Source organism: Streptomyces sp. NPDC020362, from assembly GCF_040642095.1.
Taxonomy (GTDB): Bacteria; Actinomycetota; Actinomycetes; order Streptomycetales; family Streptomycetaceae; genus Streptomyces.
Genome location: NZ_JBFAET010000123.1, coordinates 1 through 26,825 on the forward strand (window position 1 = coordinate 1; position 26,825 = coordinate 26,825).

At 68.1% G+C, this 26,825-nt stretch carries 22 protein-coding genes and 5 pseudogenes; 13 read left to right on the plus strand and 14 right to left on the minus strand.

The annotated features are described in order from the left end of the window. A partial coding sequence (gene manA, locus AB0H32_RS32155; RefSeq protein WP_361127831.1) for a mannose-6-phosphate isomerase, class I occupies positions 1–1,193 on the minus strand: 1,193 nt, incomplete at its 3' end. Positions 1,194–1,664: 471 nt separating this feature from the next. On the opposite strand from manA, the pseudogene AB0H32_RS32160 reads away from it, so the two are divergent. Then, positions 1,665–2,330: pseudogene (locus AB0H32_RS32160) on the plus strand (IS110 family transposase). Here AB0H32_RS32160 and AB0H32_RS32165 read toward each other — a convergent pair. The 7 genes from AB0H32_RS32165 to AB0H32_RS32195 form a co-directional block, all read right to left on the minus strand. After that, the gene (locus AB0H32_RS32165) at positions 2,319–2,807 is read right to left on the minus strand and encodes a hypothetical protein (RefSeq protein WP_361127834.1); all 489 of its coding nucleotides are present in this window, start codon (positions 2,805–2,807) and stop codon (positions 2,319–2,321) included. The pseudogene AB0H32_RS32160 and the gene AB0H32_RS32165 overlap by 12 nt on opposite strands. A gap of 440 nt (positions 2,808–3,247) precedes the next feature. After that, positions 3,248–4,249 carry a zinc-dependent alcohol dehydrogenase family protein gene (locus AB0H32_RS32170; RefSeq protein ID WP_361127837.1) on the minus strand — a complete coding sequence of 334 codons (1,002 nt, stop codon included), beginning with the start codon at positions 4,247–4,249 and terminating at the stop codon, positions 3,248–3,250. Continuing rightward, positions 4,246–5,121, minus strand: a complete 876-nt coding sequence (locus AB0H32_RS32175) for a carbohydrate ABC transporter permease (RefSeq protein ID WP_361127839.1) — start codon at positions 5,119–5,121, stop codon at positions 4,246–4,248. Before AB0H32_RS32175 ends, AB0H32_RS32170 begins: the two co-directional genes overlap by 4 nt. Beyond that, entirely contained in the window at positions 5,118–5,957 is an 840-nt protein-coding gene (locus tag AB0H32_RS32180; protein ID WP_361127841.1) for a sugar ABC transporter permease, read from the minus strand. Before AB0H32_RS32180 ends, AB0H32_RS32175 begins: the two co-directional genes overlap by 4 nt. A 205-nt stretch (positions 5,958–6,162) precedes the next feature. After that, entirely contained in the window at positions 6,163–7,530 is a 1,368-nt protein-coding gene (locus AB0H32_RS32185) for a sugar ABC transporter substrate-binding protein (protein WP_361127843.1), read from the minus strand. Between the two features lie 119 nt (positions 7,531–7,649). After that, entirely contained in the window at positions 7,650–8,411 is a 762-nt protein-coding gene (locus tag AB0H32_RS32190; protein ID WP_361127845.1) for a DeoR/GlpR family DNA-binding transcription regulator, read from the minus strand. Between the two features lie 679 nt (positions 8,412–9,090). Then, complete coding sequence (locus AB0H32_RS32195; protein ID WP_361127848.1) at positions 9,091–9,810, minus strand: AraC family transcriptional regulator; 720 nt, start codon at positions 9,808–9,810, stop codon at positions 9,091–9,093. Between the two features lie 279 nt (positions 9,811–10,089). Between AB0H32_RS32195 and AB0H32_RS32200 the strand changes: the two genes are divergently transcribed. Both AB0H32_RS32200 and AB0H32_RS32205 read left to right on the plus strand, forming a co-directional pair. After that, on the plus strand, positions 10,090–10,800 hold the full coding sequence (locus AB0H32_RS32200; protein WP_361127851.1) for an alpha/beta hydrolase family protein: 711 nt from the start codon (positions 10,090–10,092) through the stop codon (positions 10,798–10,800). 39 nt (positions 10,801–10,839) lie between these two features. Next, a pseudogene (locus AB0H32_RS32205) lies at positions 10,840–11,509 on the plus strand (hypothetical protein); the annotation flags it as partial. Positions 11,510–11,772: 263 nt separating this feature from the next. Here AB0H32_RS32205 and fabV read toward each other — a convergent pair. After that, a complete protein-coding gene (gene fabV, locus AB0H32_RS32210; RefSeq protein WP_361127854.1) occupies positions 11,773–12,966 on the minus strand; it encodes an enoyl-[acyl-carrier-protein] reductase FabV in 1,194 nt (397 codons plus the stop codon). 307 nt (positions 12,967–13,273) lie between these two features. On the opposite strand from fabV, the gene AB0H32_RS32215 reads away from it, so the two are divergent. The 4 genes and pseudogenes from AB0H32_RS32215 (at position 13,274) to AB0H32_RS32230 (ending at position 16,383) form a co-directional block, all read left to right on the plus strand. Further along, complete coding sequence (locus AB0H32_RS32215) at positions 13,274–13,522, plus strand: acyl carrier protein (RefSeq protein WP_361127857.1); 249 nt, start codon at positions 13,274–13,276, stop codon at positions 13,520–13,522. Continuing rightward, a pseudogene (locus AB0H32_RS32220) lies at positions 13,519–14,748 on the plus strand (beta-ketoacyl-[acyl-carrier-protein] synthase family protein). The gene AB0H32_RS32215 and the pseudogene AB0H32_RS32220 overlap by 4 nt, the downstream one beginning before the upstream one ends. 20 nt (positions 14,749–14,768) lie before the next feature. Further along, on the plus strand, positions 14,769–15,734 hold the full coding sequence (locus AB0H32_RS32225) for an SDR family oxidoreductase (RefSeq protein ID WP_361127887.1): 966 nt from the start codon (positions 14,769–14,771) through the stop codon (positions 15,732–15,734). A gap of 451 nt (positions 15,735–16,185) precedes the next feature. Then, positions 16,186–16,383 carry a pyridoxine 5'-phosphate oxidase C-terminal domain-containing protein gene (locus AB0H32_RS32230; RefSeq protein WP_361127860.1) on the plus strand — a complete coding sequence of 66 codons (198 nt, stop codon included), beginning with the start codon at positions 16,186–16,188 and terminating at the stop codon, positions 16,381–16,383. Between the two features lie 521 nt (positions 16,384–16,904). Here the strand turns inward: AB0H32_RS32230 and AB0H32_RS32235 are convergent. The 5 genes from AB0H32_RS32235 to AB0H32_RS32255 form a co-directional block, all read right to left on the minus strand. Next, entirely contained in the window at positions 16,905–17,888 is a 984-nt protein-coding gene (locus AB0H32_RS32235; RefSeq protein WP_361127863.1) for a S8 family peptidase, read from the minus strand. A gap of 401 nt (positions 17,889–18,289) precedes the next feature. After that, entirely contained in the window at positions 18,290–19,003 is a 714-nt protein-coding gene (locus AB0H32_RS32240) for a L,D-transpeptidase (protein ID WP_361127866.1), read from the minus strand. Beyond that, entirely contained in the window at positions 18,996–19,502 is a 507-nt protein-coding gene (locus AB0H32_RS32245; RefSeq protein ID WP_361127869.1) for a SigE family RNA polymerase sigma factor, read from the minus strand. The genes AB0H32_RS32240 and AB0H32_RS32245 overlap by 8 nt, the downstream gene beginning before the upstream one ends. Before the next feature lie 58 nt (positions 19,503–19,560). Beyond that, positions 19,561–20,562 carry an Ig-like domain-containing protein gene (locus AB0H32_RS32250; protein WP_361127872.1) on the minus strand — a complete coding sequence of 334 codons (1,002 nt, stop codon included), beginning with the start codon at positions 20,560–20,562 and terminating at the stop codon, positions 19,561–19,563. A 187-nt stretch (positions 20,563–20,749) separates the two neighbouring features. After that, positions 20,750–21,565 carry a hypothetical protein gene (locus tag AB0H32_RS32255; protein ID WP_361127875.1) on the minus strand — a complete coding sequence of 272 codons (816 nt, stop codon included), beginning with the start codon at positions 21,563–21,565 and terminating at the stop codon, positions 20,750–20,752. A gap of 102 nt (positions 21,566–21,667) precedes the next feature. Here AB0H32_RS32255 and AB0H32_RS32260 point away from each other — a divergent pair. From AB0H32_RS32260 to AB0H32_RS32285, 6 genes and pseudogenes are all read left to right on the plus strand, one after another. Next, positions 21,668–22,088, plus strand: a pseudogene (locus AB0H32_RS32260) (IS630 family transposase); the annotation flags it as partial. 213 nt (positions 22,089–22,301) lie between these two features. Next, a complete protein-coding gene (locus AB0H32_RS32265; RefSeq protein ID WP_361127890.1) occupies positions 22,302–22,865 on the plus strand; it encodes a hypothetical protein in 564 nt (187 codons plus the stop codon). Between the two features lie 660 nt (positions 22,866–23,525). Then, complete coding sequence (locus tag AB0H32_RS32270; RefSeq protein WP_361127878.1) at positions 23,526–24,077, plus strand: hypothetical protein; 552 nt, start codon at positions 23,526–23,528, stop codon at positions 24,075–24,077. Between the two features lie 3 nt (positions 24,078–24,080). Then, entirely contained in the window at positions 24,081–24,761 is a 681-nt protein-coding gene (locus tag AB0H32_RS32275; RefSeq protein ID WP_361127881.1) for a Fic family protein, read from the plus strand. Between the two features lie 7 nt (positions 24,762–24,768). Then, positions 24,769–25,539: a transposase gene (locus tag AB0H32_RS32280; RefSeq protein WP_361127884.1), complete on the plus strand. Its 771-nt coding sequence runs from the start codon at positions 24,769–24,771 to the stop codon at positions 25,537–25,539. A 185-nt stretch (positions 25,540–25,724) separates the two neighbouring features. Then, a pseudogene (locus tag AB0H32_RS32285) lies at positions 25,725–26,825 on the plus strand (RNA-guided endonuclease TnpB family protein); the annotation flags it as partial.

Below are 26,825 nucleotides of genomic sequence, written 5' to 3' on the forward strand. Positions count from 1 at the left end.
GTCGGCGCGGTGAAGTCGTACGAACGACGGGGGCTGAAGGCCCTGGGGCAGGTGACCGATGCGACGTAGGCAACCCATGCCGATACCGGGCGGGTGAGCTCGGCGCCCGTCGCGTCCGCGAGGACGGTCTCGCCCTCGACGCAGAACACGATCCGCGGGCCGGCGGCCGGAACCGCCACCGGCTCCTCGGCGGGCGTCATCCGGTGGAGCCGGAACTCCGGCGCCGCGCTGCGGTACACCGCCACGTGCTCGTAGACCGGCTCCGGGTGGACGACCGGTACGGCGACCGTCGGATCGACGATGCGCAGCAGCTCGGGCACGTCCATGTGCTTGCCGGTCAGCCCGGCGCGCAGGACGTTGTCGGAGTTGGCGAGCAGTTCCACCCCGATGCCCTTGATGTACGCGTGCAGTCCGCCCGCCGGCATGAACAGGGCCTCGCCCGGTTCCAGCACCACGTGCCGGAGCAGGAGCGACGCGAGCACTCCGGCGTCCCCCGGATGGTCAGCGGCGATCCGTACCGCGGCGTCGTAGGCCGGCGCGTACCTCCCGCCCTCCGCCGCGAGGCGGGTGCAGGCCGCCACCACCTCGTCGAGTACGGCGACGCGGTCGTCATCGGGCCAGGTGACGACCTGACGCAGCGCCTCCGTGAGAACGGCCGGGTCCTCGCCCGCCCGCAGCGTCGCGATCAGCGGTCGCAGCACCGACAGGCTGAGCTCGCCGACGATTTCGGCAGCCTCCGCAGGCGCACGGAACCCAGCGAGCGCCTCGAAGGGCGTCAGTGCACACAGGATCTCCGGCTTGGGCCAGTCGTCCACGTAGTTACGAGTGGGATCGCTCGGGGCGACTCCCAGGCGATTCTCTGACCGGAACCCTGCCTCAGCCTGCGCCCGATCGGGGTGAACCTGAATCGACAGTGCCTTTCCGGCGGCCAAGACCTTCAGCAGGAACGGCAGCCGCGGGCCGAATCGGTCGACGCACTCCGATCCGAGTTCGCCGGTCGGATCACTGGCCACCACGGCGTCAAGTGTCGTGTGATGGCCGCCCCGCTCGAGTACGGAAGGCGCGGATGGATGTGCGCCCATCCACAACTCCGCCTCCGGGCCAGGGGACGGAACCGGCCTTCCCTGCATCTCGGCGATTGCGTACCGAGAGCCCCATGCATAGGGCTGGACGACAGGTCCAAGAAGATACATCGGAGTACCCCCACCCAAGACTAGATGCTGCAGTTACTATAGTTTTGACACGTCAAAAACAGCTCCACGCCGCGCGGTTCGGCCCTGCCGGAGATTCGGGGATTGCAACGACGGCGCCGCGCCGCCACATCGAAGCAGACCACCCGTGAAGACCTTGGACCCGCTTCGGGGCCAGCTCCCCGATGTCCTCGGACGCGCTGATGAGCGGTGGTACTGGTTCTGTCAGGGCGTACTGTGCCTGCCAAACCAAGACCCGGCCGACACCGACGCCATGTACGAGCGCGACACACACGGCCACCCTGCGACGTGCAGCGCCGCAGCCCGCCCCGAGCTCCCCGCCGTCAGTGACCCCCACACACCCTCTGCCGGCCGCGCACGCTGGCAGCCACCGCCCCCCGGTTACCTTTTTCGCGGCTCCGCAATTGGGCCTCTGGCCTTCTGGCCCGGCATGGCTTCCCCCTCCTGTTGTTCATGTTCCGGGGGTGCGCAACCGGGTCCGGAGGCATCGACGGACCGCTGCTCGGCCTGGACGTCGGCAGGGGCGACCACCACGCCACCGCCGTCACCCCGGCCGAGAAGAAAGCGTTCGACAGGCGCCTACCCAACACCGAGCCCAAACTCCGCGAGCTCTTCGCGAAGCTCCAGGCCAAGCACGGAACGGTGCTGGTCGTGGTCGAGCGCCGGCTTCGATCGGGGCACTGCCGCCCGCGGTCGCGAGGGACACCGGCCGCCCGGTCGCCTATCTGCCGGGGCTGACGATGCGGCGGATCGCTGACCTCTACTCAGGCGCGGCCAAGACGGACGCGAAGGACGCGTTCAGCGGCAGCACCTTCCCGACCGCCGGCCACCTCGCCGCCTACGCGGGTCTCGCCCCGGCGCCCCGCAGTTCCGGGTCCTCCCCGCGGCGAACAACCCTCCAGAGGAGGAAACAAACAGCTCAAACGGGCTTTCATCCTCTCCGCGTTCGCCGCCCTGGGCGACCCCACGTCCCGGGCCTACTACGACAGGAAGATCGCGCAAGGCAAGCACCACACCCAGGCCCTGCTCTGCCTCGCCAGGTGCCGGGCCGACGTCCTCTTCGCGATGCTCCGCGACGGCACCTTCTATGACCCTCAGCCGTCGGCCTCAGTCACCTGACCACGGTTCTGCGAGGAGAACGACTCGATCAGCCTCGACGTCGAAGCCGAGCACCGGATGGCCGTAGTCGCCCTCCGGATCCATCAGCACCGGCTTACCCAACCGCCGCCCGATCTCCCGAAGGAAGCCGCAGAACACATCAAGTCGCTCCTGCCCCTGCAACTCCCGCAGGTCAACGTCGAAGTCGACTTCATCGTCGGCAAGGAAACGAAAGATCGCCAGCACATCAGCAGTCGGCCAGACCCGCAGGTCCGGGCACTCGGCATCCGCCGGGCGCGACAGCACGTCCTCCGCCCGGGGCACCGGAAGCACCGCCTCTCCCTCGGAGTACTGGCACCTCCAGCCCTTCTCCACGACAAGATCGAGAACCGCCTGCCAGTCCTCCACCGAGACATCCGGGACACGCACGTCCGGCAGCGACCCCATCAAGTCCGGGTCGAAGAAACAGCTCACGTCATCCCACAGCAGATCAGCCACACCGCCATGCTGCCCGGCTCCCCGACCCAGCGCACCGTCGTTTCCCTTGACCAAGGGCATAGAAGCCCCCCGCCCCTGCCCCGGTCGCCCCGTCGGCCCCTCCCCGCAGGCCGGACATCCCCAGGAAGGGGCGCGGACTCAACACCCACCGCACGAGGGAGGCCCCGTGCTCCCACAACTCCCCCACGTCGCTGACGAGCTGCTGCACCACTTCACCGCCGACCAGTACGCCCGCGGGGTCCGCGACGAGGGATCCACCGCCGGCCCGACTTCGAGCTCATGCGCACAGCCGGCACTGACAACACAGCCGCTCTACTGCGCATCGTCGACGAGCATGATCAGCGCGGTGGGGCCCGTCAGGTTGGCGGGCGCATGCCGCCACCGCCCTGTGGAGCGGGCAGGCGGGGCGGCTGGCGTGTTCTGCCCGCCCTAGCGGGTGATCAGGCGCCGAGGCCGGGCTGCACCTGGATCTTGCGGCCCTCGCCTGCCCGGAACCGTTTGAGGGCATCGCTGTAGGAGGCCAGCGGCAGGCGGTCACTGATGAAGATCTCAGGGTCCAGCACTCCGGCGGCAAAGAGGTCTGCGGCGCGTTCGAAGCTGTGCAGGACCGCCATCGATCCGGTGATGGTGATCTCCTGGTTGTAGATCCGGTAGGGCTCGATCGTCGCCCGGGCGCCGTAGTCGGAGACACCGAACTGCAGATAGGTTCCGCCCTTGCCCACCCGGCCCAGCGCGTCCTGGATGGCCTTTTCGTTCCCTGTGGCGTCGATGACGAGATCCCAGCCGCGGGGCATGTCGATCTCGTCTGCGGACGTCACTGCGTTGCTGCAGCCCAGCGTCCGCGCGGTTTCCAGACGTGCGGGGTTGATGTCGATCACGTCAACGCCGGCGGCGCCGGTGCGCTTGGCCAGCTCCAGCATCATCAGGCCCATCGTTCCCGAGCCGTAGATGAGCACGTGACTGGCCAGTTGGCTGCGCAGGACGTCGTATCCGCGTATCGCGCAGGCCAGCGGCTCGATCAGGGCGGCGTCATGGGTGGAGACGTGGTCGGGCAGGGCGACGCAGTTGGCGACCGGTGCGACGGCGTATTCAGCCGCGCCGCCTGCGGTACTGACGCCGATCGCCGCCCATCGCTCGCACAGGTTGTTCCTGCCGAGGCGGCAGTAGTGACACTCGTTGCAGTTCAGCGAGGGGTCGACGGCGACACGGGTCCCCACGGCCAGCTCGGTGACGTCGCGGCCGACGGCTACCACCTCACCGGCGAACTCGTGGCCGGGAATGATGGGCAGCTTGGGGGCGAATTCGCCTTGCAGGATGTGCAGGTCCGTGCCGCACAGGCCGCAGGCCGCCACGGCCACGACGACCTCGCGGGGACCAGGGGTGGGGTCGTGAACGGTGACCATCTCGACGGTCCCCTGCTCGGTGATGAGTGCGGCCTTCATTTGACGGCTCCCAGGGTCAGACCCTGGACCAGCCGGTCCTGGGCGGCGAATCCGGCGATGAGAACCGGGATGGACACAGCGACGGCCGCAGCACAGACCTTGGCCAGGAACAGGCCCTGGCTGGTGACGAAGCCGGTCAGGAAGACCGGTCCGGTCACAGCCTGGACACCGGTGAGCACCTGGGCGAACAGCATCTCGTTCCAGCTGAAAATGAAGCAGATCAGGCTGGTGGCGGCGATGCCGGGCGCAGCCATCGGGATGATGATCCTGCGGAAGACGGTCGGCAGACCGGCGCCGTCGATCGCTGCGGCCTCCAGGATCGCCACTGGGATCTCCGCGAGGAAGGACCGCATCATCCATACCGCGATCGGCAGGTTCATGGTCGTGTAGAGGAGGACCAGGAGCCAGATGTTGTCCAGCATCCCGAAGCTCTGTGCGACGAGGTAGATCGGGAGCAGGCCGGCGATGGCGGGGAGCATCTTGGTGGACAGGAAGAAGAACATCACGTCGGACCACTTGCGCACCGGTTTGATCGACAGCGCGTAGGCCGCGGGGATCGACAGCGCGAGCACAAGCAGGGTGGAAACCACACTTGCGGTTGCGGAGTTGATCAGAGCGGGCCAGGGACTGGCCCCTGTCGAGGCGCCGAAGAACTCGCGGTATCCGTGCAGGGTCAGGTGTGCGGCGAGGGAGGGCGGATTGGTGGCGGCGTCCGTCTCGCTGTGGAAGGAGGTCAGAATCATCCAGGCGAACGGCGCGAAGAAGAGCAGGCCCACGGCCCATGCGGCCAGTCCCACGAACGCCTTCGTGTGGTGCCTGAGAAAGTGGTCGCGGTGCTGACGGGCCGGGAAAGGGGCAACGGTGGTACTCATGAGGTCTTCTCCTCCCGCAGGAGCGTCGACACCAGACGAAGCGCGAAGGTAGCCACCACGATGGTGCCCAGGACGACGACAACGCCGGCTGCGGAGGCACGACCGTAGTCATGTGCCTGGTAGAAGGTCTGGTAGATGGTGTACGGGAGGTTCGCGGTCCCGAGCCCGCCCGAGGTGATGGTGAAGACCGCGTCGAAGTTCTGCACGATGTAGATCGACCCGAGCAGCGCGGCAAGCTCCAGGTACCTGCGCAGGTGCGGCAGGGTCAGGTAGCGGAAGACCTGGAGGGCGTTGGCACCGTCCACCCGGGCGGCCTCGATGGTGTCCAGGGGCCGGCTTTGCAGTCCGGCGAGCAGGATCAGCATCATGAAGGGGGTCCACTGCCAGATCAGAGAGACGGCGACAGCGGCCAGGGGTGAGGAACTGATCCAGTCGGGCTGCGGCGGATTGTCCGAGCCGAACAGCGACCAGATCCAGGTCAGTGTGCCGTTGAGGAGTCCGTACTCGGGGTTGTAAAGGGCGTGCTTCCACAGCAGTGCCGCCGCGACGGGGACGACGAGGAACGGGGCGATCATCATGGTGCGTACCACTCCGCGCCCGCGGAACTTGTGGTCGAGCAGGAGCGCCACGCCCAGGCCGAGCAGAAGGCTCAGCAGCACCACACCGGCGGTGAGCCAGACCGTTGTGATGATGGAGGCGCGCATGTCCGGGTCGCTGAAGACCAGCTTGTAGTTGGTGAAGCCTGCCCAGCTGCGTTCGTCGGGCCGCAGGGCGTCCCAGTTCGTGAAAGAGATCACCAGTGTGGCAACGAACGGCAGTTGGGTGACGATCACCATGTAGACCAGCGCCGGCAACAGCGGGGCGCGTGTGGCCCACGCCTTTGCCCGGCCCGAGCGTTGTCGGGATACCGGACCCGCATGTGACCGTGCGGGGCGTCTTGCCTTCTGCATCAGGGCACTACTCACTTGTATCTCTCCGCTCCGTCAGCCCCCTTGCCACTGCGAGGCGGGCAAGGGGGCCGCGCAAGGGATGGGGGTGCGGTTAGTTGTTCCGGTACTTGGTGGCCACCTGCTCAGCCAGCTTCTGGCCCTTGTCGAGGGCCTGCTCCACTGACTGGCGTCCGGCGATTGCGGAGGAGATCTCCTGGGTGACCTTGGTGCCCAGGTCCTGGAACTCGGGGATGGTCACGTACTGGACACCGACCGTGGGGCGGGGCTGGGTGCCGGGGTTCTTCGGGTCGGCTTGGCTGATGGCGGTCAGAGTGGCCTGGTAGAAGGGCGCCGCGGCCTTCTGGTAGTCCGGGTTGTCGTAGGTCGACTTCCGCTTGCCGGCCGGGACCCTGGCCCAGCCGAGCTTCTCACCGACGAGCTTCTCGTACTCCTGGCTTGTTGCCCACTTGACGAACTGGGTGCCGGCGTCCTGGTGCTTGCCCGCCTTCGACTGGGCAAGGGCCCAGGTCCACAGCCAACCGGAGGCCTTGGTCCGGGTCACCGGAGCCTGGGCATAGCCGATCTTGCCCGCGACAGGGGAACTGGGGTCTTCCAGCAGGCCGGCTGCCGATGTGGCGTCCATCCACATGGCGGTCTTGGACTGCGTGAAGTCGTTGAGGCATTCGGCGAATCCGGCCTGCGGGGCTCCGGCCTCACCATGCTTGCGGACGAGGTCGACGTACTCCGTGGTCGCCTTGGTGAACCCGGCGCCGTTGACCTGGGCCTTCCAGTCCTTGGTGAACCAGGTTCCGCCCTCGGTGTTGACCACGGTGGTCAGGGCGGCTCCGAGTTCACCCCATCCCGGCTTTCCGCGCAGGCAGATGCCCTTCATGCCCTTCTTGGCGCCGTCCACCTTGGCTGCCAGCTCCGCGACCTGCTTCCAGGTCGGGTGCTCCGGCATGGTCAGGCCCTTTTCCTTGAAGACGTCCTTGCGGTACATGAGGAAGGACGACTCGCCGTAGAAGGGTTCGGCGTAGAGCTTGCCGTCGTCACCGCGCAGCCCGTCCGTCATGGGCTTGAAGACATCGTCCTGCTTGTAGGAGGGGTCCTTGGCGACCGTGCTGTCCATCGATGACAGCCAGCCGTTCTTGGCCCACAGGGGGACTTCGTAGGCGCCGACCGTGACCACGTCATACGTGCCGGCCTGCGTCGCAACGTCCTGCGTGATCTTGTCCCGGACCTCGTTCTCCGGCAGCACGGTGAAGTTGACCTTGATGCCCGTCTTCTTGGTGAACTGCTCCTTGGTCAGCTTCTGAAGGTCCAGCATCTGAGGGTTGTTGACCATGAGTATATTCACGGTCTTGTCACCGTCGCCCCCGCCACTGCCACCCGCACCGGCGCAGCCGGCGAGCAAGGCGGTACAGGTGAGGCCGGTCAGGGCCGCGGTCGTCAGTCTGGCCCTGGTGGGTCTGTAGTGCATGGGAGCACCTTTCTTGGGGGAAACGGCACGGTGGAAACGGTGTTACGGCACGGGACAGCGGCGGGCTCGAAGGAGCCAGTGATGGATGGATCTCAGGCTGTGCGGCTCGGGCAAGCGGGTCAGACCCGGATGACCTCGGGGCCGTGCAGGGAGTAGCGGTGGGCTTCGGCAGCCGACAGACCGGTGTCGGTGATGATGGTCTCGAAGTCGCCGATCTTGGCGAATCGGCAGAAGCTCTGCGCGCCGAATTTGGTGTGGATTCCGAGCAGCATCCGGCGATGGGAGGAGCGAACGGCCTGGGCTTTGACGTCGGCCACCACCGGGTCGGGGGTGGTGAGGCCCGCGTCGCGGGAGATGCCGTTGGCTCCCAGGATCGCCAGGTCGATGACGAAGCCGGACAGCATCTGGTTCGTCCAGGATCCGACAGTGGCCAGGGTGCGGCCGCGGACCTTGCCGCCCAGCAGCAACACGGTGGCCCGGGAGGCTTCCGCGACCGCTGCGGCGGTGGGCAGGGAGGTGGTGACGACGGTCAGATTCCGGTCGGCAGGCAGCAGGTCGGCGATGAGCTGGTGGGTGTAGCCCTCGTCGATGAACACCGTCTCCGCCTCACCGATCAGGTGCACGGCGGCGGCAGCGATGCGGCGTTTGTCCTCTACGTGATGCGTCCCGCGCTGTGCCAGCGAGGTCTCGAACCCGGCGCTTTCCACCGGGTAGGCACCGCCGTGGCTCCTGCGGACCAGACCAGCCCGCGCGAGTTCGTTCAGATCCCTGCGGATCGTCTCCGGTGCCACCCGGAAGTCGGTCGCCAGAGCGGAGACCTCCACTCGTCCGCCGCGACGTGCGAGGGCCAGGATCCGGTGCTGTCGCTCTTCGGCTTTCACGCGCACGCACCTCCCTGGTGTTCCTGTTCGGGCGGACGCTGCCTGTCCTTGCCCGCCTGCCCTGGATTTATATCGCCGTACTTCTCCAGTCGCTGCGCCCGTTGCTTCGCGGATACTGCCCGTTTGGGTGTGGGATCCGGACGGGATTCCTGCAGGTCATCGCGATCCGAGTGGCATGATCTCCATCTACTGCTAACCGGATGAGGTGGCTGCGGTGCCCGAATCCACAACAGAGCAGTGAGCCGGCCGGCGCTTGCCGAGGTCGCGAGCGGGCCGGGGCCACCCCGGCCGGCGCGGCCCCCAGGCACCCGCGGTGATCACTGCTTTGGTCACCTGGCCGAACCGAGTGACGGCTTCAACGATTCCTGGCTGATGGCTCAGCGTGCGGGCTGTTGCCGGTCGGGCAGCAGCAACAACGCGTACTGCCGAGGCAGCGTGGTCAGCTACGCGCCGAGTGCTTATTTCACTTCAAAAACTTGACAACGTGCTTTATCTGCCTCCGCCCAAGGTCACCGGAGAGCAGCTCCGCATCGGCACAGCCTGATCGTGCGGTCCTGGCTTGTTGCGTGGTCAAGCCGATGGTTGGTGCCGCCGCTGTAGTTGTGCGGGAATCGCGAGGCACACGGGGGGTCATCTCGTGTCCGATCGCGGACCACATCGGCCGGGGTGCGAGTACGAATCAATCCGAGGACATGGCCACCGTCGGGAGTTGAGATGCGCGGGCGGTGGTCTGGCGACTGGTTCGGTAGCGGCCCGGGGTCGTTCCCATGAGGTTGGTGAACGCTGCGATGAAGCTGCTGGGGTTGGCCCATCCGCAGGCGTAGGCGGTTTGGACGGTGTCGTGGCCGTCGGCGAGGAGCACAAGCGCGTGGTGGATGCGTAGTTGTGTGCGCCACTCGTAGAAGGTCATGCCGAGTTCGTTGCGGAGCAGTCGGCTGAGGGTGCGGGTGCTGGCTCCGACGGTCTTCCCGAGTTCGGCGAGCGTGGCGTTGTCTCCCGGCTTCTCGTACAGCATCCGGGCAATGGCTTGCAGTCTGTCGTCCCGCGGCTCCGGCAGGTGCAGTGGCTGTTCGTGTGCTTCGTGGAGTTCATCGACGAGGACTCGAAGGAGGCGAGAGCGTGCGGAGCGGCTGTAGTCAGGAGCGGCGGCGTCGTAGTTGCGGGGGCCGGTCAGTGCGAGCAGGACCTCGCGGGCGAGGTCGGAGGCCAGGAACACGGAGGGATGGTCTGGTATGAGCCGGGCGAGGGATGGCGCGAGAAAGACGATCCGCATATCGGTGTCGCCGTGGGCACGGTGATAGTGCGTGAACCCGGCGGGGGTCCAGGCAACCCGGTTGGCGGGAACGATCGACGTGCCGCGCTCGGTGTGAACTGCCAGGACGCCGCTGGCTGCGTACACCAGGTGTCCCTGCGCGTGCGACTGCACCGCGCTTGTTTCGCCGGACGGCCAGAGGTGGCGCCCGCCAGACGGCCACACATGTGACGTCACACCGGCGATCAGGCAAGGTTGGCGGCGATCAGGCATCAGTTGGCATCCTAGCGGTAGCAAGCCACACCTTGATCTGGTGACACTGCCTCCATGCGGAGTGGTCTTCGGTCGCGCAGAGCGCCCGACCGAACCACATGTCATCGAGGCAGCGTGCCTCGATGCCGCGGCTTGAGGGAGAAGGAGAAACGCATGGCGACGTTCGTCCTCGTGCCCGGCGGTTGGCACGGCTCCTGGTCGTTTGAGGCGGTGGTTCCGCTGCTGGAGCGTGCCGGTCATACCGTTCACGCCCTGACCCTGACCGGTCTGCGGCCAGACGACGACAACGCGACGGTCGCGACCGCCAACCTCGACACGCACGCCGACGACGTATTGCGGCTCCTCGATCGCGCCCACATCACCAGCGCGACGCTGGTCGGCCACAGCTACGGCGGGATGGTGATCGCCGCCGCCGCCGATCGCGCTGACGGCCGGATCTCACGACTGGTACATCTCGACGCCTACGTACCGCGCGATGGCGAGTCGTGCTGGTCGTCAACGACCGAGCGCTACCGGGAAGCGTTCACCGCCGGCGCTGCGACCACCGGCTACGCCGTCCGACCGCCGGACGGCGGCGATCCCCGCCGCCGTCCCCATCCCCTCGCCTCGTTCCTGCAAACGATCCGGCTCGCAGGCACGCTCGCCCAGGTCCCCCGTCGGGAGTTCATCTACTGCTCGGGATGGGAAGACCGGACGCCGTTCTCTGAACTCCGCACCCGGCTCCAGGCCGATCCCGAGTGGCAGGTCCACGACCTCCCAACCGGCCACGACGCAATGCATGAGGCCCCGGAGGCGGTCGCTGCACTACTGCTCGGCGAATGCATCGCGGATGCGTCGACGCAGAGACGACGGGCTAGCCGTTGAGGTCCGCACAAGCCCAGTTCATCCGGCCTCCAATCATTCATGCCCCGTCTGGGGCCACGGCGCCCCCGGGGGCCACCCACTCCGCGCGCATGGCCGAGATCGGGAGGCTGTCCGACCACGTTCGCCCGGCTCGACGCACTCGGCCTCGAAGTCACCGGGCAGTGGCTCGACCCGGATCGTGCAGTGCTGGCGTGCCGAGTCGTTGAGCCGGACCGGTGGTGCCGCCGGTGTGGCTGTGAAGGATCGCCGCGCGACGCGGTGGCCCGGCGGCTGGCGCACGAACCGCTCGGCCGGCGACCCACCACCTTGGTGGTCACGATCCGTCGTTACCGGTGCACCGGCTGCGGACATGTGTGGCGCCAGGGCACCAGCCGGGCGGCCGCGCGCGAAGCTCTCGCGGCGCGGGCCGCGAAGGGCGCTGGAAGACATCGTCGTGCAGCACCTGACCGTGGCCCGGGTCGCGGAAGGGCTCGGCGTGGCGTGGAACACCGAGAACAACGCGGTGCTGACCGAAGGCACGCGCGCGCTGATCGACAAGAAGGGCCGGTGCGACGGCGTCCGGGCGGTCGGCGTGGACGAGCACGCCTGGCGTCGCACCCGTAAGGGCGACCGTACGTCACCGTGATCACCGACCTCACGCCCGTGCGACGCCACCGCCGAGGAGCTCCCCGACGCCGTCACCGTCATGGAACCCTTCCCTGTCGTGCGGCGGCTGGGGCCGTCGCGGTGTGGGTGTTGCAGTCGTCTCCGGGCGCCATCCGTACCGAGGAGTTACCTTTGGCGCTCCCAGCTCCTTCCTTCATCGAGGCGAGGGGAGCTCCTTGCACCCGTAGTCCGTGGACGGTTCAGACTGATGCAGGGCGGGTCCTTTGCCTCTTGCGCTCGCTGATCTGCTTGGACGCGGCGTTGACGTCTTTGAAGTTGCAGCAGAGGGGCTGGAACTCGCCTTTCCAGATGGGATCTTGCGCTCCGTCAGGTTGCAGGCCAGGGAATGTCGACGTTGGACGCCGTGTTGTAGTCGACTCCAGGTACATCGAAGCCGTACAGGCGGCGTATCTCGCTGGTGAACCAGTCGAGGTCGGCGAGGGAAGCGATGCTGTCGTTCGTGGCGCCGTGCCAGCGGTGGGTGATCCTGTCCTGGGTGGCCTTGTCGAGTTCCTGTTGGTCCAGGCGGATACGCCCCTGTGGGTCTGTCCTCAAGTCAGCCCTTGCGGACAGCTGATCCCACAGCTCGGCCATCTGAGCTGTCGAAGAGGCCATCGCGTCGCCGAGTACGCCGCGTAGCAGCGCCAGGTACAAGGCGATGCCGGGGATGGCGATGGAGGACTGGGTGATGGCTGCGCTGTTCAGCGAGATGAACGCGCGGCCTCCGTGCCGAGCGGCGAGGAGAGCGTTCAAGGCGTCTGCGGTGTCCTGCAGGTGGGCCTTGGCTGCACCGATGGTGCCTTTTCGATAGATCTCTTCGATCAGGGGAGGGCCGATGTAGGACAGCGCGCAGGTGGTGATTCTGTCGGCCAGCAGGCCACGGGCGTCCAGGGTGGTGATCCAGCGTTGCCAGTCGGCGCCGCCCATCACCGCCACAGTCTGGGCGATTTCGGCGGGGGAGGCTGCTTTGGTGGTGACGGTCGTGATGACGGGGCGGCCGTCGTCGAAGGCCAGGGTTTTGGTGGTGTGCGGGCGGCCGATCGGCTTGAGCGCCGATGTGTGGATCTCGTTGGTGTCCGGGTCGGTGCGGCGAGGGGCTGCGACGGAGTAGATCAAGTGATCCACTGGCCCGAAACGGCGCTTCAGCACGTCGGCTGCCTGCTGCTTGACGGCGTCGGAGAAGGCGTCACCATTGACGAACGCGAACGGGAGGTCGGCCTGTCTTGCCAGATCGGCGGTTGCGGCGGTGCGATACCAGCCGGCCGTGCCCGTGCGGCGTGCAGGTGCCTTCTCCAGGCATACCCCGACTCCCTGGGCACGCAGGCGGGCGAGGGCGACGATGGTGCCGGCCAGCCCGTATCCGGCGGACGAGCCGATGACCAGCACCGTGGGCCGCCGTGCGTCATCGGCTGAGCAGCGGGGAGCGGCAACGGACCTCCACATCTGCTCGACCGTCGCGCGGCATCCGGTCGGGTGGGCGTCGACGAAGAGAAGCCCTCGGTGCAGGGGGGGTGATGACACGCTCGTTCATCGAGATGCCCCTTCGACTCGTGGTGCACGGTGAGGCGTTGCCCCCTGTGCCGCTCAAGAAGGACGGTGCACGGGAGGTACGAGAGTTCACCTGGTGCCATGGTCGGCCAACCGGATGGGATAAGTCCAGGTCATGCGTTTTACTCGCAGGAGCCCCCCATCTGAACCCCTTTCACTCCCATTGCTTCCAGTGCGCCCTGTCATGCCTGACCGCTGGCGCCAGGACGGTCATAACTTGTTATTCATGGCCCCGGGGGGGCAATCGGTGCGCCAGTAGCCCAACCCGCAGGAGACCGCCATGCTGCCGAACTACGACCGGCTGGCTGCGCTGCTTGTCGATGTGTTCGAAGTCGCCCCGGATGAGATCGTGCCCGAGGCACCGCTGGCCGAGCTGGGGATCGACTCGCTCGGCGTCGAAGAGCTCTACGTCACCATTCACAGCCGTCTGGGGCTCCTGCTGGAGTACGGCGAAGCCGGCGCTCACATGACCGTGGGCGACGTCTGCCGTCTGATGGACGCCACAGGGTACGAGCCGACCCTGCCATGAGCACGGCACCGATCACTGTCACCGGCCTCGGCCTGGTCACTCCCGCTGGGATCGGGGCCGAGGCGACATGGCAGACCGTGTGCGCCGGCACTCCCACCGCCGCGCACGATCCCGAGCTGACCGGCTTGCCGGTGGACTTCTCCTGCCGGGTCCGCGACTTCGACTCGCGCCGCCACACCGGCCGGCCAGGCACCCGCCGCCTTGGCCGCTTCACCCAGCTGGCCCTCACCGCCGCCGACGAGGCACTCGCCGACGCCGGTCTCGCCCACTCCGGTTGGGACGGTGAGTCGATGGCCGTGGTGGTGGGCAACGCGGCCGGGGGTATGGAGGCGGTGGAAAACCAACAGCTGCGCCTTCACCGTGCCGGCCCCGCCCTGGTCTCCCCGATCACCCTGCCCGTGTACCTGCCCAACATGGTCGCAGGGCAACTGGCCATCGCTTTCGAAGCCCGTGGCCCTAGCCTGCAGGTCTCCACAGCCTGTGCCTCTGGAGCCAGCGCAATCGGCTTGGCCGCCGACCTACTGCGTGCCGGCGCCTGCCGTATCGCCCTGGCCGGCGGCACCGAGGCCATCGTCACCCCGCTGTGTACCACTGCCTTCGCCCAAATGGGTGTCCTGTCGCGGCGCCGCGACGATCCCGCCGCCGCCAGTCGGCCGTTCGACGCGGACCGCGACGGCTTCGTCATCGGTTAAGGCGCCGGATTCATGGTCCTGGAGCGCCCCGAGGACGCCCGCCAACGCGGGGTGCACGGCCACGCCGAGTTGGCGGGATACGGCGCCACCACCGATGCGCGACACCCTGTGGCGCCAGACCCGGACGCCACTGGCTTCGTCCGCGCCCTGCACCAGGCACTTGGCCAAGCCCGGGCCGACGGCCGGGACATCGATCACGTCAACGCACACAGCAGCGGCACCGTCGCCAACGACATCGTCGAGGCAAGGGCACTGGCCACCGTGCTCGGCCCGCACGCCGCCGTCACCTCGACCAAGGGAGTCACCGGTCACCTGCTGGGTGCGGCCGGCGCAGTGGAGGCGGTGCTCACCGTGCTGGCCATCACGCACCAGATGGTCCCGCCCACCGCCAACCTGCACCACCCTGACATCGGCATCGACCTCGACCTGGTCGCCGGCGAAGCCCGCAGACACACCATCGAATTGGCAATCAGCTCCTCTCTCGGTTTCGGCGGCCACAACGCCGTCCTGGCCTTCCGCCCCACCGATCACTGAAAGCAGCCTGCCGGAGCCCGATCACGAGACGCACTCACGTCGTCACCGGCGCCACTGGCCTCGTCGGCGCCGCCCTGGTACTCGAACTGGCAACCCGCTTCGACGATGACATCATCTGCCTGGTCCGGCTCGGCCAAGGCGGGGCCGCCAACCGCCTGACGGCCGCACTGACCAAGGCAGCCAACGCCTACAACACCGAGGCAGCCACCACCAACCGGGCTCTGCGCCTGGCGACAGCGATCCCGGCCGATCTCACCCAGCCCGGCCTCGGAGTCAACGCGGCAGACCTCAAGACCGCGGGCTCCAGCGTCTTCTGGCACGTCGGCGCACTGGTCGGCTTCAGCCAAGCGAACAGGCGACGATTGTTCGCCACCAACACCGCCGGCACTCGTCGCGCCGTCACCCTGGCCGCTCAGCTCGGTGCCGACACGTTCAACTACGTCTCCACCGCCTACGTCGCCGGCCGCAGCCAGGGCGACATTCCGGAACGGCCCATCACCGACCCCGTGCCCCGTGAGTTCTACGAAGCCAGCAAGATCGCAGCGGAACGGATCGTGCTGCACGCACCGCTTCCCACATGCATCTTCCGCCCCACGGCCATTGTCGGCCACCACACCACCCTCGCCTGCGGCGGCCCCTACATCGGCATCTACGGGTTGATGCGCCGTATCGCAGTCCACCGCACCGTCCGTACGAGGCTGGAGGGAGGCCACCATCCCATCCGCCTCCTGGCCCACCCCGAACTCCCCATCAATCTCGTCCCCGTCGATCATGTCGCACGAGAGATGGTCGACATCGCACACTCCTCGACCCGCCTGCGCATCTTCCACCTCAGCAATCCCACCCCGCCCACCGTCGGCGCCATCCTCAAGGCGATGTTCACGCAACTCGGCATCCCCACCTACGAGCTCGTCCAACGCCAAGACCAACTCCGACCGGCGGACAACCACCTGACCGAGCTGCTCCGCGAGTTCTACACCGGCTAGCTCACCCACGACCAGCGCTTCCGCCGCGACCATGCCCACGCCGCCCTCCCCGATCCCCGACGCTCGCTCTACCCCATGGACGACGGCCTCCTCAATCGCCTCTTCGCTGTCTACCACCGCCTCGAGCTCGCCCGCCGCTACCCCGCGACACAGCCCGGACAGATACTGCTCCCGGAATGACCTGGGGATGTGCACCCTACGTCCACGCCCGGAATCCCGCCCCCGGCGGGGCCGCGGTGGGTGCCAGCGGGTAGCGCAGAGGCCGTAGCCGGGGCGGGCGGCTGTGAGCGAAGCCGGATCAGCAGTGCCGCCGCAGTCACGGTGCCAACGTGGATGTATCCACGCTGACCGGTCGGCAACCGCCCGCGCCGAGTTCCTGCCGGCTCGTCAGAGCCAGCACCTGACAGGCGCCGCCGAACGCGACCAAGGCCCGGCGAAGTCCCTGGCCCTGATGGACAAGAAGCCCTCCCCCGTCGACTCTGTCTGGCCCCTCTACGCCCTTGCACCAACCAAGGTGGAAATCTGGCAAGCAGCGAAGAGCCGCCTTCACACCCGATTGCGCTACGAGCGGGTCGGCGACAACTCGCAGCATTTCCAGTTCTGGTCGTCGCACCCGCGCGCCCCACACTCCGACCAGCACAACCTTTGAGTTTGTGGGGTCCCCCTCCCCCATTTCCGGTTCTCCCTGCTTCTGCCGCAGTGCGCGGGCCGCGCGGCGCTTGACCGCGCGGTCGAAGGTTTTCCGGTTCTGGGGCACAGGGTTTCCGAGCGGCTGGACAGTGCCGGTGGGGCACACAGCGCCAGCGGTGCAGACGCCTCCCACCGCACCTGCGTTGGCACCACCGTCGATCAAGAAGGACATGTCCCTCTCGCCGAGGCTCTGCGCTCCGGCGCCGGCTGTTGCTCTGGGCCGCTGTGCCGATGCAGAGCCGGACGAGCAGCCGTGCCTCCAGTTGTAGACCGAGCATGCGGCGGACGTGTCCGGACTGGGTGTGCTTTCCCGTGCTCCGTAGCTCCCGCCCCCGCGAACCTGCAGGAGGAGCAATCAACGACTTCGTCATGGCGGTGGTGACGGCGAGGTGTTCCCATTCCGGCATGGGCGACTTGCGCCTGCTGTTCCGGTGAGGATCGGCGCTTGCGTGATCGTGCGACCGGGGCGGGCGGGGCAGGTCAGAGGCCGCCGGTGTTGAGGAGCCGGTTGGGAGTGTCGGAGCGGATGCCGCGCAGGACACCGCGGGTGGCCGTGTGGTCGAGCCAGACGTGGACCTCGTTGGCCGTGGCGTGGGGGTGTGCCGACAGGTACAGCGCGATCACCCCGGTCGCATGTGGCGCGGCCCAGGACGTAGCGCCGTCGGTCTCCGTGGTCGTACCGCCGCCGGCGAGGGCGGCGGTCACCTTCTGGCCGGGTGCGTACAGGTCCACGCACCGTCCGTAGCCCGATCCGTAGGAGTCGGTGTCGCTCCACGCACGGTCGGTTGAGGTGGAGGCCGCCACGACCATCGTGCCGGGGACGCCGGCCGGGGAGTGCTTGCAGGCGTCGTCATGGAAGTTGCCGGCCGACACAACCGTGGGGATCCCCGCGTCGACCATCTTCTTCACGGCGGACTCCAGGGCCGCAGACCGGTGGTCGAGGTTGAGCGACATGTTCACCACCGCGGGCTTCTGCGCGTGCGCGGTGACCCACTTGACCGACTTCACCAGGGCCGCCTCGGCCGCCGCCGGGGAGCCGCCGCCCTCGCTCTCGCACAGGATGCCCTGGACCCGTACGAGCTCGGCCTTGGGCGCCACCCCGTACTTCGCCCCGCCGATGATGCCCGCGACGAACGTGCCGTGGCCGGTTCCCGCCTCGCTGAAGCAGTCACCGGAGTCCTTCGGGCCCACGAAGTCGGCGCCGAGGTGGGCGCGTCCGCCGAACTCCTTGTGGGCGATGTCCATCCCGGTGTCGATCACGTAGACGTGAACGCCCTTGCCCGTGGCAGTGGTGGTGAACTTCCCGTTCAGCGGCCGCGACCGCTGGTCCAGAATGTCCAGGTTCCACGGCACGCGCCGGGTGATGGGTGACGCCGCGGTCTGCGCAACCCCGGACAACTTCCCCACGGTGCCGTCAGACATCGGCGCCGAGCCGGACGACGCCCCGTCCTCGGAGGGCGCCACGGACTTCCCCTTCCCGTGCGCGGGCGGCCTTCCGCCGCTCCCCCCTGCCGCCGCGCCGGCTTCGCCGCCGCAGGCCGATGCCCCGAGCACCGTCGTCATGGCCACCGCCAGGAGACCGGCCTTCATCCCGTTCCGCATCACAACGTCCCCCCACATCCCTGCTTCGTACACAGTCAGCGCACAAGACGACCACAGGCGGCGGGCGGTTGCGGGGTGTGCGGGTGGGTCGGTTCACGCGCTCGGCGGAAGCCTGTCCGGCCGCGTCCGGAGCGGATCCTTGATGCCGGCGCTCGCAGCCCTCCCCATGATCCCGAACGCGTCCGCGCGCGCGGTCGGTTGGACCCCGCCGGCCGTTGCCCTGTGCGCCCCGATGAGGTCGGCAGCGGGGCGGCGGTCCGGTATCAGCGGCCCCCAGTGATCGGTTGGCGTTCGTAGCACACGGAGTCCGGGTCCGCGCTCGCGGCCTGCCGGCCCTTGATCTGCACACGTGCGCCGAGCTTGATGGCGTCGTACACCCGCTTCCCGTCCTGGGGTGAGAGTGCGATGGCGCCGGGGCCGGAGTCGTGGCCGATACTGGCCAGACCGGCGGCGGGGTCCAGCGCGTTCATCAGCAGCCGCTCGTGGTTACTGCGGTCGGTGAAGGTGACGGCCCACTGCCTGACGTCCACATGCTTGGTCAACCTGCTGTACTTGTTGGGGGGCATTGTCAGGGCGCGGTACTTGGCTGTGACCGTGACGGCCGTCTCGCCGATCGGGCAGTTGTCCTGCAGCCCGCTGATGGGGAACCTCCTGCCCTCGATGGTCAGTGTGTAGGCGTCCAGGTCGATCGTCACCCGCTGGACGGGCGCCTGAGCCGGGTGAGGCACGGACGTCGCGGGGGATGCGGCCTGCTGGGTGCGGGAGCCGAGGGTGCCAAAGGTGACGGCGGTGAGGGCCACGGCCGCCAGTGCGGTGGCGGAGAGCACAGCGCGTCGGCCGCGGCGGCGGCGTTTCGCCTGGCTCCTCACGCGCGCCCCCGTGACCGGGGCCGGTGCGGCGCTGTGTGCGGCCAGGCCGCGGAGCCGGGCGGACAGTTCCGTCTCGGACAGGGGATGCGGTGGCAGCTGGTCAGACACGGGCTTCCTCCGTCGGGTCGGTTTCCTCGCTCACCAGGTGAGCGGCGAGTGCCGTACGGCCGCGTGACAGGCGGGCCTTGACGGTGCCGACGGCCGCACCGGTCTCGGCTGCTATCTGCTCCACGCTCAGATCGCACAGGTGATGGAGCACGACCGCGGTCCGCTGGGCCTCCGGCAGGCGGCGCAAAGCGGCGACCAGCGCCACATGGTCCGGGCTCGGTTCGGGCGCCGGCCGCGGCACGGACCCGCCCCGCACCAGCTCCCACCAGCGGCGCGCCCGCCGCCAGCGGCTCATCGCCAGACGGTGCGCCACCGTGCGGATCCACGCCTCCGGATCCCGGTCGCCGGTCAGGACGGACGAGCGCCGGTCCCAGGCGCGTACGAACGCCCTCTGAACCACGTCCTGGGCTTCGGCGTAGTCGCCCGTCAGGGCATACATCTGGCCGGCCAGGCGTGGGTAGGCAGCCGCATAGAAGAGGTCGAACTCGTCTTCGGTCACCTTGTCGTGCTCTCTTCTTACGGCGCTGGGCGCGTTCGTACGGCTGGTGCGGCGGGGGTTATGCGGTCGAGGTCTGTCCGGCGAGGCTGTGCTCGAGCCACTTCTTCCAGGTCAGGTTCCAGTCGCCGTAGCCGTTGCCGGCAGCGACGATGGCCTTGTTCGCCCCGGTGACCGTGATGACGTCGCCGACCATGACCTGATTGTAGAAGCGCTCGGCGGTGCCGTCGGTGGCGAGGCCGACACAACCGTGAGTGACGTTGCTGTGCCCGGCGGCTGTGTCCGCGTGCGGGTTCTGGTGCACGTACGTCCCCGACGTCGTCAGGTGCACGGCCCAGAAGTAGTCGCCCCGGTACTCGTTCCCGAGGCCCACGGTGCGGGAGTCCATGAGCACCTTGCGCTGTTTGTCCATGACGACCATCGTCCCGTTCCAGGTATCCGTTCCCGGAGCCCCGGTGGTGACCGGGATACGCTGCGTCTTCCCGCCGGTGCTGACGATCATCTCATGCGTCCTCGCGTCGACCGTGGCGACCAGCGACCGGCCGACGGTGAAGTGGCGGACACCGTGCGAGCCGAGGCGGAGGGTGACCCTGGTGCCGGGCTGCCAGTAGGTGGAACTGGGGCGGAAGTCGACACGCTGCCCGTCCAGGAGGCCGTGGCCCATCACCCAGCTCCACGCACCGGCCGTGCCCGACGAGGTCTGCACGCGCAGCCAGCTCTCCACGGCCTTGCGATCGGCGGCGGGGACCGGCTGGCGAAAGGTGACGGATATCGGCATGCCCACACCGACCGTCTGCCCGTCGGATATGTTCACCTTCGCCTGCGCCAGTGCTGCGGGCTCCGGCATGGACGGAGCCGGGCGCGCGTCGGACGCCTTGCCCTTCCCGTCGTTGTTCCCGCCCTTGGCCTTCGCGGGCCCCGCCGCGGAAGCCCGGGCATCCGGCGCGTCGGCGCCGGAACCCGCGTCCGTCGAACAGCCGGTGGCCGAGAGCAGAGCGATACAGGCCGCGACAGCGGCGCCGAGACGGCCGGCGGTCCGAGCGGCCGAACGGTCCAAGTACATGAGGTTCCCCCAGGTGAAGTGCGTGATCGCCTTCAATACCCACGGGCTCGCCACCCGGTTGCATCGGATCGGAACTCTTTTCGGGAACGAAGAAGACCGATTCGTCACCGTCTGCTGTCCGACCCTCGGGGCGCAGACCTCACCATCCCCGCGACCGCACTACGCGCCGGTGGGAACCAGGCAGCGTCTACCGGTACTGGAGAAGCCGTGACGAGCTCCTGGCCGAACTGGTCACCACCCGGCTGGAACTGGAGTGGCCTTTGCCGGACACCGGCACCCTGCGCGGCGACATCACGGCATGGGCGCAAGCGGGGACCACGGGCATCCTCAAGCCCGAAGGCCGGACGCTCGTGCTGGCCCTCGCCCTGTCGGCGCGCCCTTGGCTTCCACCTTCGGCGCGCTCCGGCTCCCCCTCCGCCAGCCCTTGGCCCCCGCTTCGGCGCGCCCCGGTCTCGCGGCGGGCCGGGCAGCACGCCGGAGCGGCCAGGCGTCCGTGGGCGGGCTGGGCGGCGCCCAGGCGCAGCAAGGGGCCGGTACTGATCGCGGTGAGGGCGAGGATGCGGACGCCGGAGACCAGGATGGGCACATTGACCTCGGTGTACTTGGCGACGACGCCGGCCGTGATCGCACCGAAGGGCGACACGCACACGGACAGCAGGCGGAACACCCCGTTGACCCGGCCCAGGATGTCCTGCGGGATCGTCGTCTGCCGGAACGCGGTGATCAGCGTCTGCCAGATGGCGATGCCGCATCCGACGGCTCCGAAGGCGACGGCGGCGACGTAGGGCACCCGGGTGCCGCCGAGGACCAGACAGGCGACGCCCATGACGGCGAGGGCGGCCACGGCGCCGGGGAGCGCGCCGGCCTTCCGGCGCACCCAGTCGCTGCCCAGTCCGCCGATCACTCCGCCGAGCGCGTTCGCGGCGAGGAAGAAGCCGTATGCGCTCTCCGGCGGGTGCAGCCACGTGACGACGTAGAGGACCATGAGCACACCGAGGCTCATGGCCACCAGCTCACCGACGGCAACGGCAACCCAGATGGCATACGGCAGGGCAGCGGTACGGAAGGGGGCCGCGCCGTGCGCCGCTGTGACGGTGGAGCCGGGAAGTAGTCCCCCACCCCCGACCGCGACATCAAGCTCAACCGGATCGAGCAGGCGCTGGACCGTTTGCCGGACCGGGTCTTCACCTCCTACGGGTTCGGGCCGTTGGGGATCCCGACCCACTCCGGGCTCCTGCTGGGCCGAACGGGGCAGGCCCGACCGGCTACCGGCGACCCACCGCCGCACCCACGACGTCACCCAGGTCCACGGCTGCTACTCCGTCGGCGACGACCGTCTGCGGGGCGTCAACCGCCGCCCCAAAAGCACTGCCAACAACCTGGCCGCGCTGAAGTCGATCCGCGCCGCCCGACCGGACGGCGCCCCGATCTACATCATTTTGGACAACCCTCCGCCCACACCGGCGGACATCCGCCACTGGGTGAACAAGAACAAGGCCGAGCCGAGCTTCACCCCGACTACAGCACTGGTCGTCGAGATCCTTTGGCGATCTTTGCCCGGTAGCGTTCCAGAACTCCGACGGAAAATGCCGATGCGGCCATCAGACCGAACACGATCGAGTGCGAACCACCACTGTGCTCCCGTTCCGAGACACGGACTCGGACCTCCTGGCGGACACATCGGCGACATCAAGTCCCCCTACATCCAACCAGAACGGCAGCCGGCAACCCCCTGGAACATGACGTCGATCTCCTGCCGGGGGAAGGTCTACCAGCAGGGTGACCACGTCGCCATCAACTCTCGCGGCAAGATCATCGGCCGCGACGGAAAGCCGACCAGCGGCTCCATCAAGCAGAATGCGCGGGCGGCCCATTTCCCTGGACGAATGATTGAAGTGGAAGGCATGGAACACGCCATGGCGGCACGACACGACATCACGCTCCCCGCGATGCGTGCCGAGGTCATCGAGTCGGTACGCGCTCTGGCGGACCAGGAGTACCAGCGGCGCGTGTGGATCGAGCATGAGTACCCGTCACCGGACTACTACGACGATCTGACACTCACCGTCACCATCCTCTACGACGACACCACCGTGCTCGCCGACCCGCAGGCCGCGCTGGGCCGGACCCTGGCCAACCAGGCCGAGGTGGAGGCGATGGGCAGGCTCGCGGACGCGCTGGGCCGCGCGTTGGACGAGGTCGGCCGCGACCAGCCGGACGAGCGGTTTGTGGCTTCCGCCGTCTGGTCGTCCGTGGTCGACGCCGCGTCGGCCGCTCTGGTGGTGCTCACGGCCGACGGGTGAGGGGCGGGACGCCCCCGCGCCCGCTGGTCGGCAGCGCCCCACACACGCGATGCACCACCGCTGACGGCCTGATGCGCGGGCTTGCCGAGGTCAGGCACGGAAGCGCGATAGCCACCCGCCGACCTTCTGCTCGGGCACGGCCCGGTCCTGCGCCTGGAGCACACGCTCGGCCTGCTCGGCTTGGCGTTCGGCTGTGAACCCGCTGCTTGCGGTCGTCGCACAGGTACGGGGAGGTGTCCCGTGGGGCGTCCCACCCGGCGGGCTCAATGACCTTCCAGGTGCAACTTCCTTGATCGGATTTACCGGGACTCTTGCAGAAAGCCCCGGCGTTCACGCCGGGAATGAATGCATGTCAAGCCTGTCCTGACGTGCACCCTAAGGGCTGTCCCGCAACCACCAGGGAGGCCTCGCGGCAGTCGGCCCGTCTGAGCTTCGGGGCTGTTGGCCTCGTCGTGAGGTGAAACCCCTTATGAGTGTCGCGGCCTGCCGTGAAAGGCTTGGCCGGTGCCGTATGACCTTGCTCCCTTCGACCTCTCCTGGGCAGAGGTCGACCCTCGCCTGCACCCCTTCGACGGTCTGTCGGCCCCTGCAGCGGTTGCCGCTCTCGGGCCTGCCCATGAGGTGCCTGTCCGACCTCCGGGGTCCGCTGCGGATCGGGCCGTGATCAGCTGGTCTCACGGTGAGGGCCGGGCCTGGACGGAGGCGATGACTCGTGCCCTCGTCGAACGCTTCGGCGGCTGGGCCCTCGGCTGGCGCTGGGCGCACGATGAGGGAGAAATCGGCGGTGGTCCTGTGGGCAGTTGGTGCTGTCCAAGGGACTCGATCACCTCACCGGACGAGACCCTGACCAAAGTTGCGACCGCGCTGTGCGAGTGGCGCGCCTGGGTGGAGGATTTGGCGGAGCGATTCGATGGGTACCGGCTGAACTCCGTCCCCGCCGAGGACCGGCAGCACGTATGGGAGCGTGCTGCCGGTCACCTGGTCACGCATGTCGTGGACCGCACCGGGGCGGGGGATGTGTGGTACGGGCACTGCGAGCAGGTGCTCACCTGGTTCCTCGAACGCTGGGGCGTGGAGGCGGCCACGGCGGAGGCACTGGTCGAGGAGGCGATTGGCGGACGGTTCGAGAGCTGGACCGGGCCCGAGCCCGATGTCGTGGACGACGTGGCGCAGCGCCTCGCACTGTCGCTCATACAGGCTGACGGTGTCTGAACCATGTCGGACCATCTGCGGGCATGGCTGATTGTTCGTGAGGCGGTACCTTGGCATGAGGTACGGACTACGGCAACCTACCGCCCCTTCACTCCGGCACGCGATGGAGCCATCCATGACATCCGTTCGTTTGACCAGGCTCGCAGCTCCGATCGCGCCGCCGCTCTACTCGCGGCCCTCCGTCAGGCCCGGGCGGATGCTGCCATTGGTCCTGCACTGACGTGCGACCTGCTCACCGGCTGGCAGCGACTCGTGCTCGATTCGCGGGACGTGGAGTTCCGGAGCCGGCCAGCGTTCGCGAAGGCAGGCCAAGAACGGTATGGCATCGCACCGGACACCCGCGACCGCTTCGACGCTTGCCTGTCGCAAAGCGATGAGGGCGAACTTCCCCTCGCTGCCCGTGCCGCGCGTGCTTACCTCGATGTCTGCTTCTTCCATCCGTTCGACGACGGCAACGGCCGATCGGCGTTCCTGGCCCTTACCTTCCTCCTGGCCCGCGCCGGGATCGTGCTCGACCAGGTCGGCCCAGTCCGCCGTCTCAAGCGTCGCGCCGACGACCCCTGTGATGCCCTCGCACTTGCGGACCTCGTAGCCGTACTCATCGACAACAGCCAACGCAGAGGCGCCCCAGGACATCTACCCCACCTGCCACCGTTTCGGCAGTCACGGATCCCACTGGGATGATCTTGGTGTGGCTGGTGTGATCACGGCGTCAGAGCCGTCCTGGATAGCCCCGTTCACGGGGTTGAGCCCGCAGGCGTTCCGGAAGCTCATGGGTCAGCTGCGTCGTGAGGGCGCTGATGCAGCGCGGCCGGGTCGCCCCTGGTCGCTGCCGTTGGAGGACCGTGTCTTGCTGGTGGCTACCTACTGGCGCACCAACCTGACGTTGCGGCAGCTTGCTCCGTTGTTCGGCGTCTCGAAGTCTGCGGCCGATCGGATCGTCGATCACGTGGGGCCTCTGCTGGCACTCAAGCAGCGGCAGCGATTCACCATGGGAACGGTGCTCATCGTGGATGGCACCCTCGTGCCCACCCGTGACCACGCCGTCGCCCAGCAGTCGAAGAACTATTGGTACTCCACGAACCACCAGGTCGTCATCGACGCCGACAGCCAGCTGGTCGTTGTCGTCGGACGCCCGGTGCCGGGCAACCGCAACGACTGCAAGGCCTGGGCCGAGTCCGGCGCCAGAGCTGCCGTCGGCAAGACCAGAACGATCGCCGACGGCGGCTACCCGGGCACCGGACTGGTCATCCCGCACCGCCGCCCGGCCGGCGGTGAGCTGTGCGACTGGAAGCGCGAGCACAATCGCTCCCACAAGCAGGTCCGCGCCCGTGTTGAGCACGTCTTCGCGCGCATGAAGGCCTGGAAGATCCTGCGTGATTGCCGCCTCAGGGGAGACGGCGTCCACCACGCCATGCTTGGCATCGCACGCCTCCACAACCTCCTCCAGGCAACTGCATAGCGGGCCACCCGCCAGGGGCGATCAATCCCGCTACACTCTTCAAAGATCAATTGCGGGACAGCCCTTAGAGAGCCGATACCTGGTCACAAAGACCAAGTGCACATGCATCGCCGAAACGACGTGGGTCTTCCACGCCTGTAGTCGTTCCGCCCATCCATGAAGCCAATCGCAGTAGGCTCCCGGGCGTGCAGCTCCGCTACAACTACCGGGCCTACCCGGCGCCTCCCAGCGTCGTGCGCTGGCCAGTGCGTTCGGGTGCGCCCGCGTGGTGTGGAACGACTGCCTGCGCGACCGGAAAGCAGCGCACGCGGCAGGACTGCCGTACGTGAAGTCGGCCGAGCTGTCCCGGCTTCGCATCACCCAGGCCAAGCGCACCGAGGGAACGCGCCTGGCTCGCCGACGTGTCGGCGGTCGTCGTTCAGCAGTCCCTGCGGGACCTGGACACCGCCTACAAGAACTTCCTCGACTCGCTCAAGGGCAAGCGACAGGGCCGCAAGGTCGGCCCTCCCCGCTACAAGTCGAAGAAAGACACCCGGCAGTCGATCCGCCTCAACACCAACGCCTTCTCCCTACAGGACGACGGCACGGTGTACGTGGCCAAGGCCGGCAACCTCAAAGCCAAGTGGTCCCGACCGCTTGCGGCCGCACCCACGTCCCTGACCGTCACCAAAGCCAGCTCCGGCCGGTACTTCCTCAGCTTCGTCGTGGACACCGAGCCGGACATCCTCCCCGGCCTGCAGACCGACGCCGGCCTCGACCTCGGCCTGTCCGCCTTCGCCGTCCTGTCCGACGGCAGCAAGATCGGCAGCGCCCGCTTCCTGCGCCGGGCCGAGAAGAAGCTCAAGCGCCTTCAGCGGGAGCTGTCCCGCAAGGCCAGGGGATCGAAGAACCGGGCCAAGGCCCGCATCAAGGTCGCACGCCAGCACGCAAAGGTGGCGGACCGGCTCCGGGACTGGCACCACAAGGCATCCACACAGATCATTCGCGACAACCAAGCGGTGTACGTGGAAAACCTCGCGGTGTCCGGCCTCGCGCGCACCCGGCTCGCCAAGTCCGTGCACGACGCGGGATGGTCCGCGTTCGTCGGCATGCTCGAGTACAAGGCGGTCAAGCACGGCCGCACCTTCGCCAAGGTGGACCAGGCCTTCCCGTCCTCCCAGGTCTGCTCGGCCTGCCAATTCCGCGACGGCCCCAAGCCCCTGCACGTCCGGGAGTGGACATGCAGCCAGTGCGCCACCGTGCACGACCGCGACCACAACGCAGCACGCAACGTCCTCGTCGAAGGA

Bases quoted from the DNA above. Each gene is read 5' to 3' on its own strand.
- AB0H32_RS32170 (WP_361127837.1), bottom strand. From the start codon at position 4,249: ATGAAGGCCGCACTCATCACCGAGCAGGGGACCGTCGAGATGGTCACC.
- AB0H32_RS32175 (WP_361127839.1), bottom strand. From the start codon at position 5,121: ATGAGTACCACCGTTGCCCCTTTCCCGGCCCGTCAGCACCGCGACCAC.
- AB0H32_RS32180 (WP_361127841.1), bottom strand. From the start codon at position 5,957: ATGGTGATCGTCACCCAACTGCCGTTCGTTGCCACACTGGTGATCTCT.
- AB0H32_RS32185 (WP_361127843.1), bottom strand. From the start codon at position 7,530: ATGCACTACAGACCCACCAGGGCCAGACTGACGACCGCGGCCCTGACC.
- AB0H32_RS32200 (WP_361127851.1), top strand. From the start codon at position 10,090: ATGGCGACGTTCGTCCTCGTGCCCGGCGGTTGGCACGGCTCCTGGTCG.
- AB0H32_RS32215 (WP_361127857.1), top strand. From the start codon at position 13,274: ATGCTGCCGAACTACGACCGGCTGGCTGCGCTGCTTGTCGATGTGTTC.
- AB0H32_RS32230 (WP_361127860.1), top strand. From the start codon at position 16,186: ATGGACAAGAAGCCCTCCCCCGTCGACTCTGTCTGGCCCCTCTACGCC.
- AB0H32_RS32250 (WP_361127872.1), bottom strand. From the start codon at position 20,562: ATGTACTTGGACCGTTCGGCCGCTCGGACCGCCGGCCGTCTCGGCGCC.
- AB0H32_RS32255 (WP_361127875.1), bottom strand. From the start codon at position 21,565: ATGAGCCTCGGTGTGCTCATGGTCCTCTACGTCGTCACGTGGCTGCAC.
- AB0H32_RS32265 (WP_361127890.1), top strand. From the start codon at position 22,302: ATGACGTCGATCTCCTGCCGGGGGAAGGTCTACCAGCAGGGTGACCAC.
- AB0H32_RS32275 (WP_361127881.1), top strand. From the start codon at position 24,081: ATGTCGGACCATCTGCGGGCATGGCTGATTGTTCGTGAGGCGGTACCT.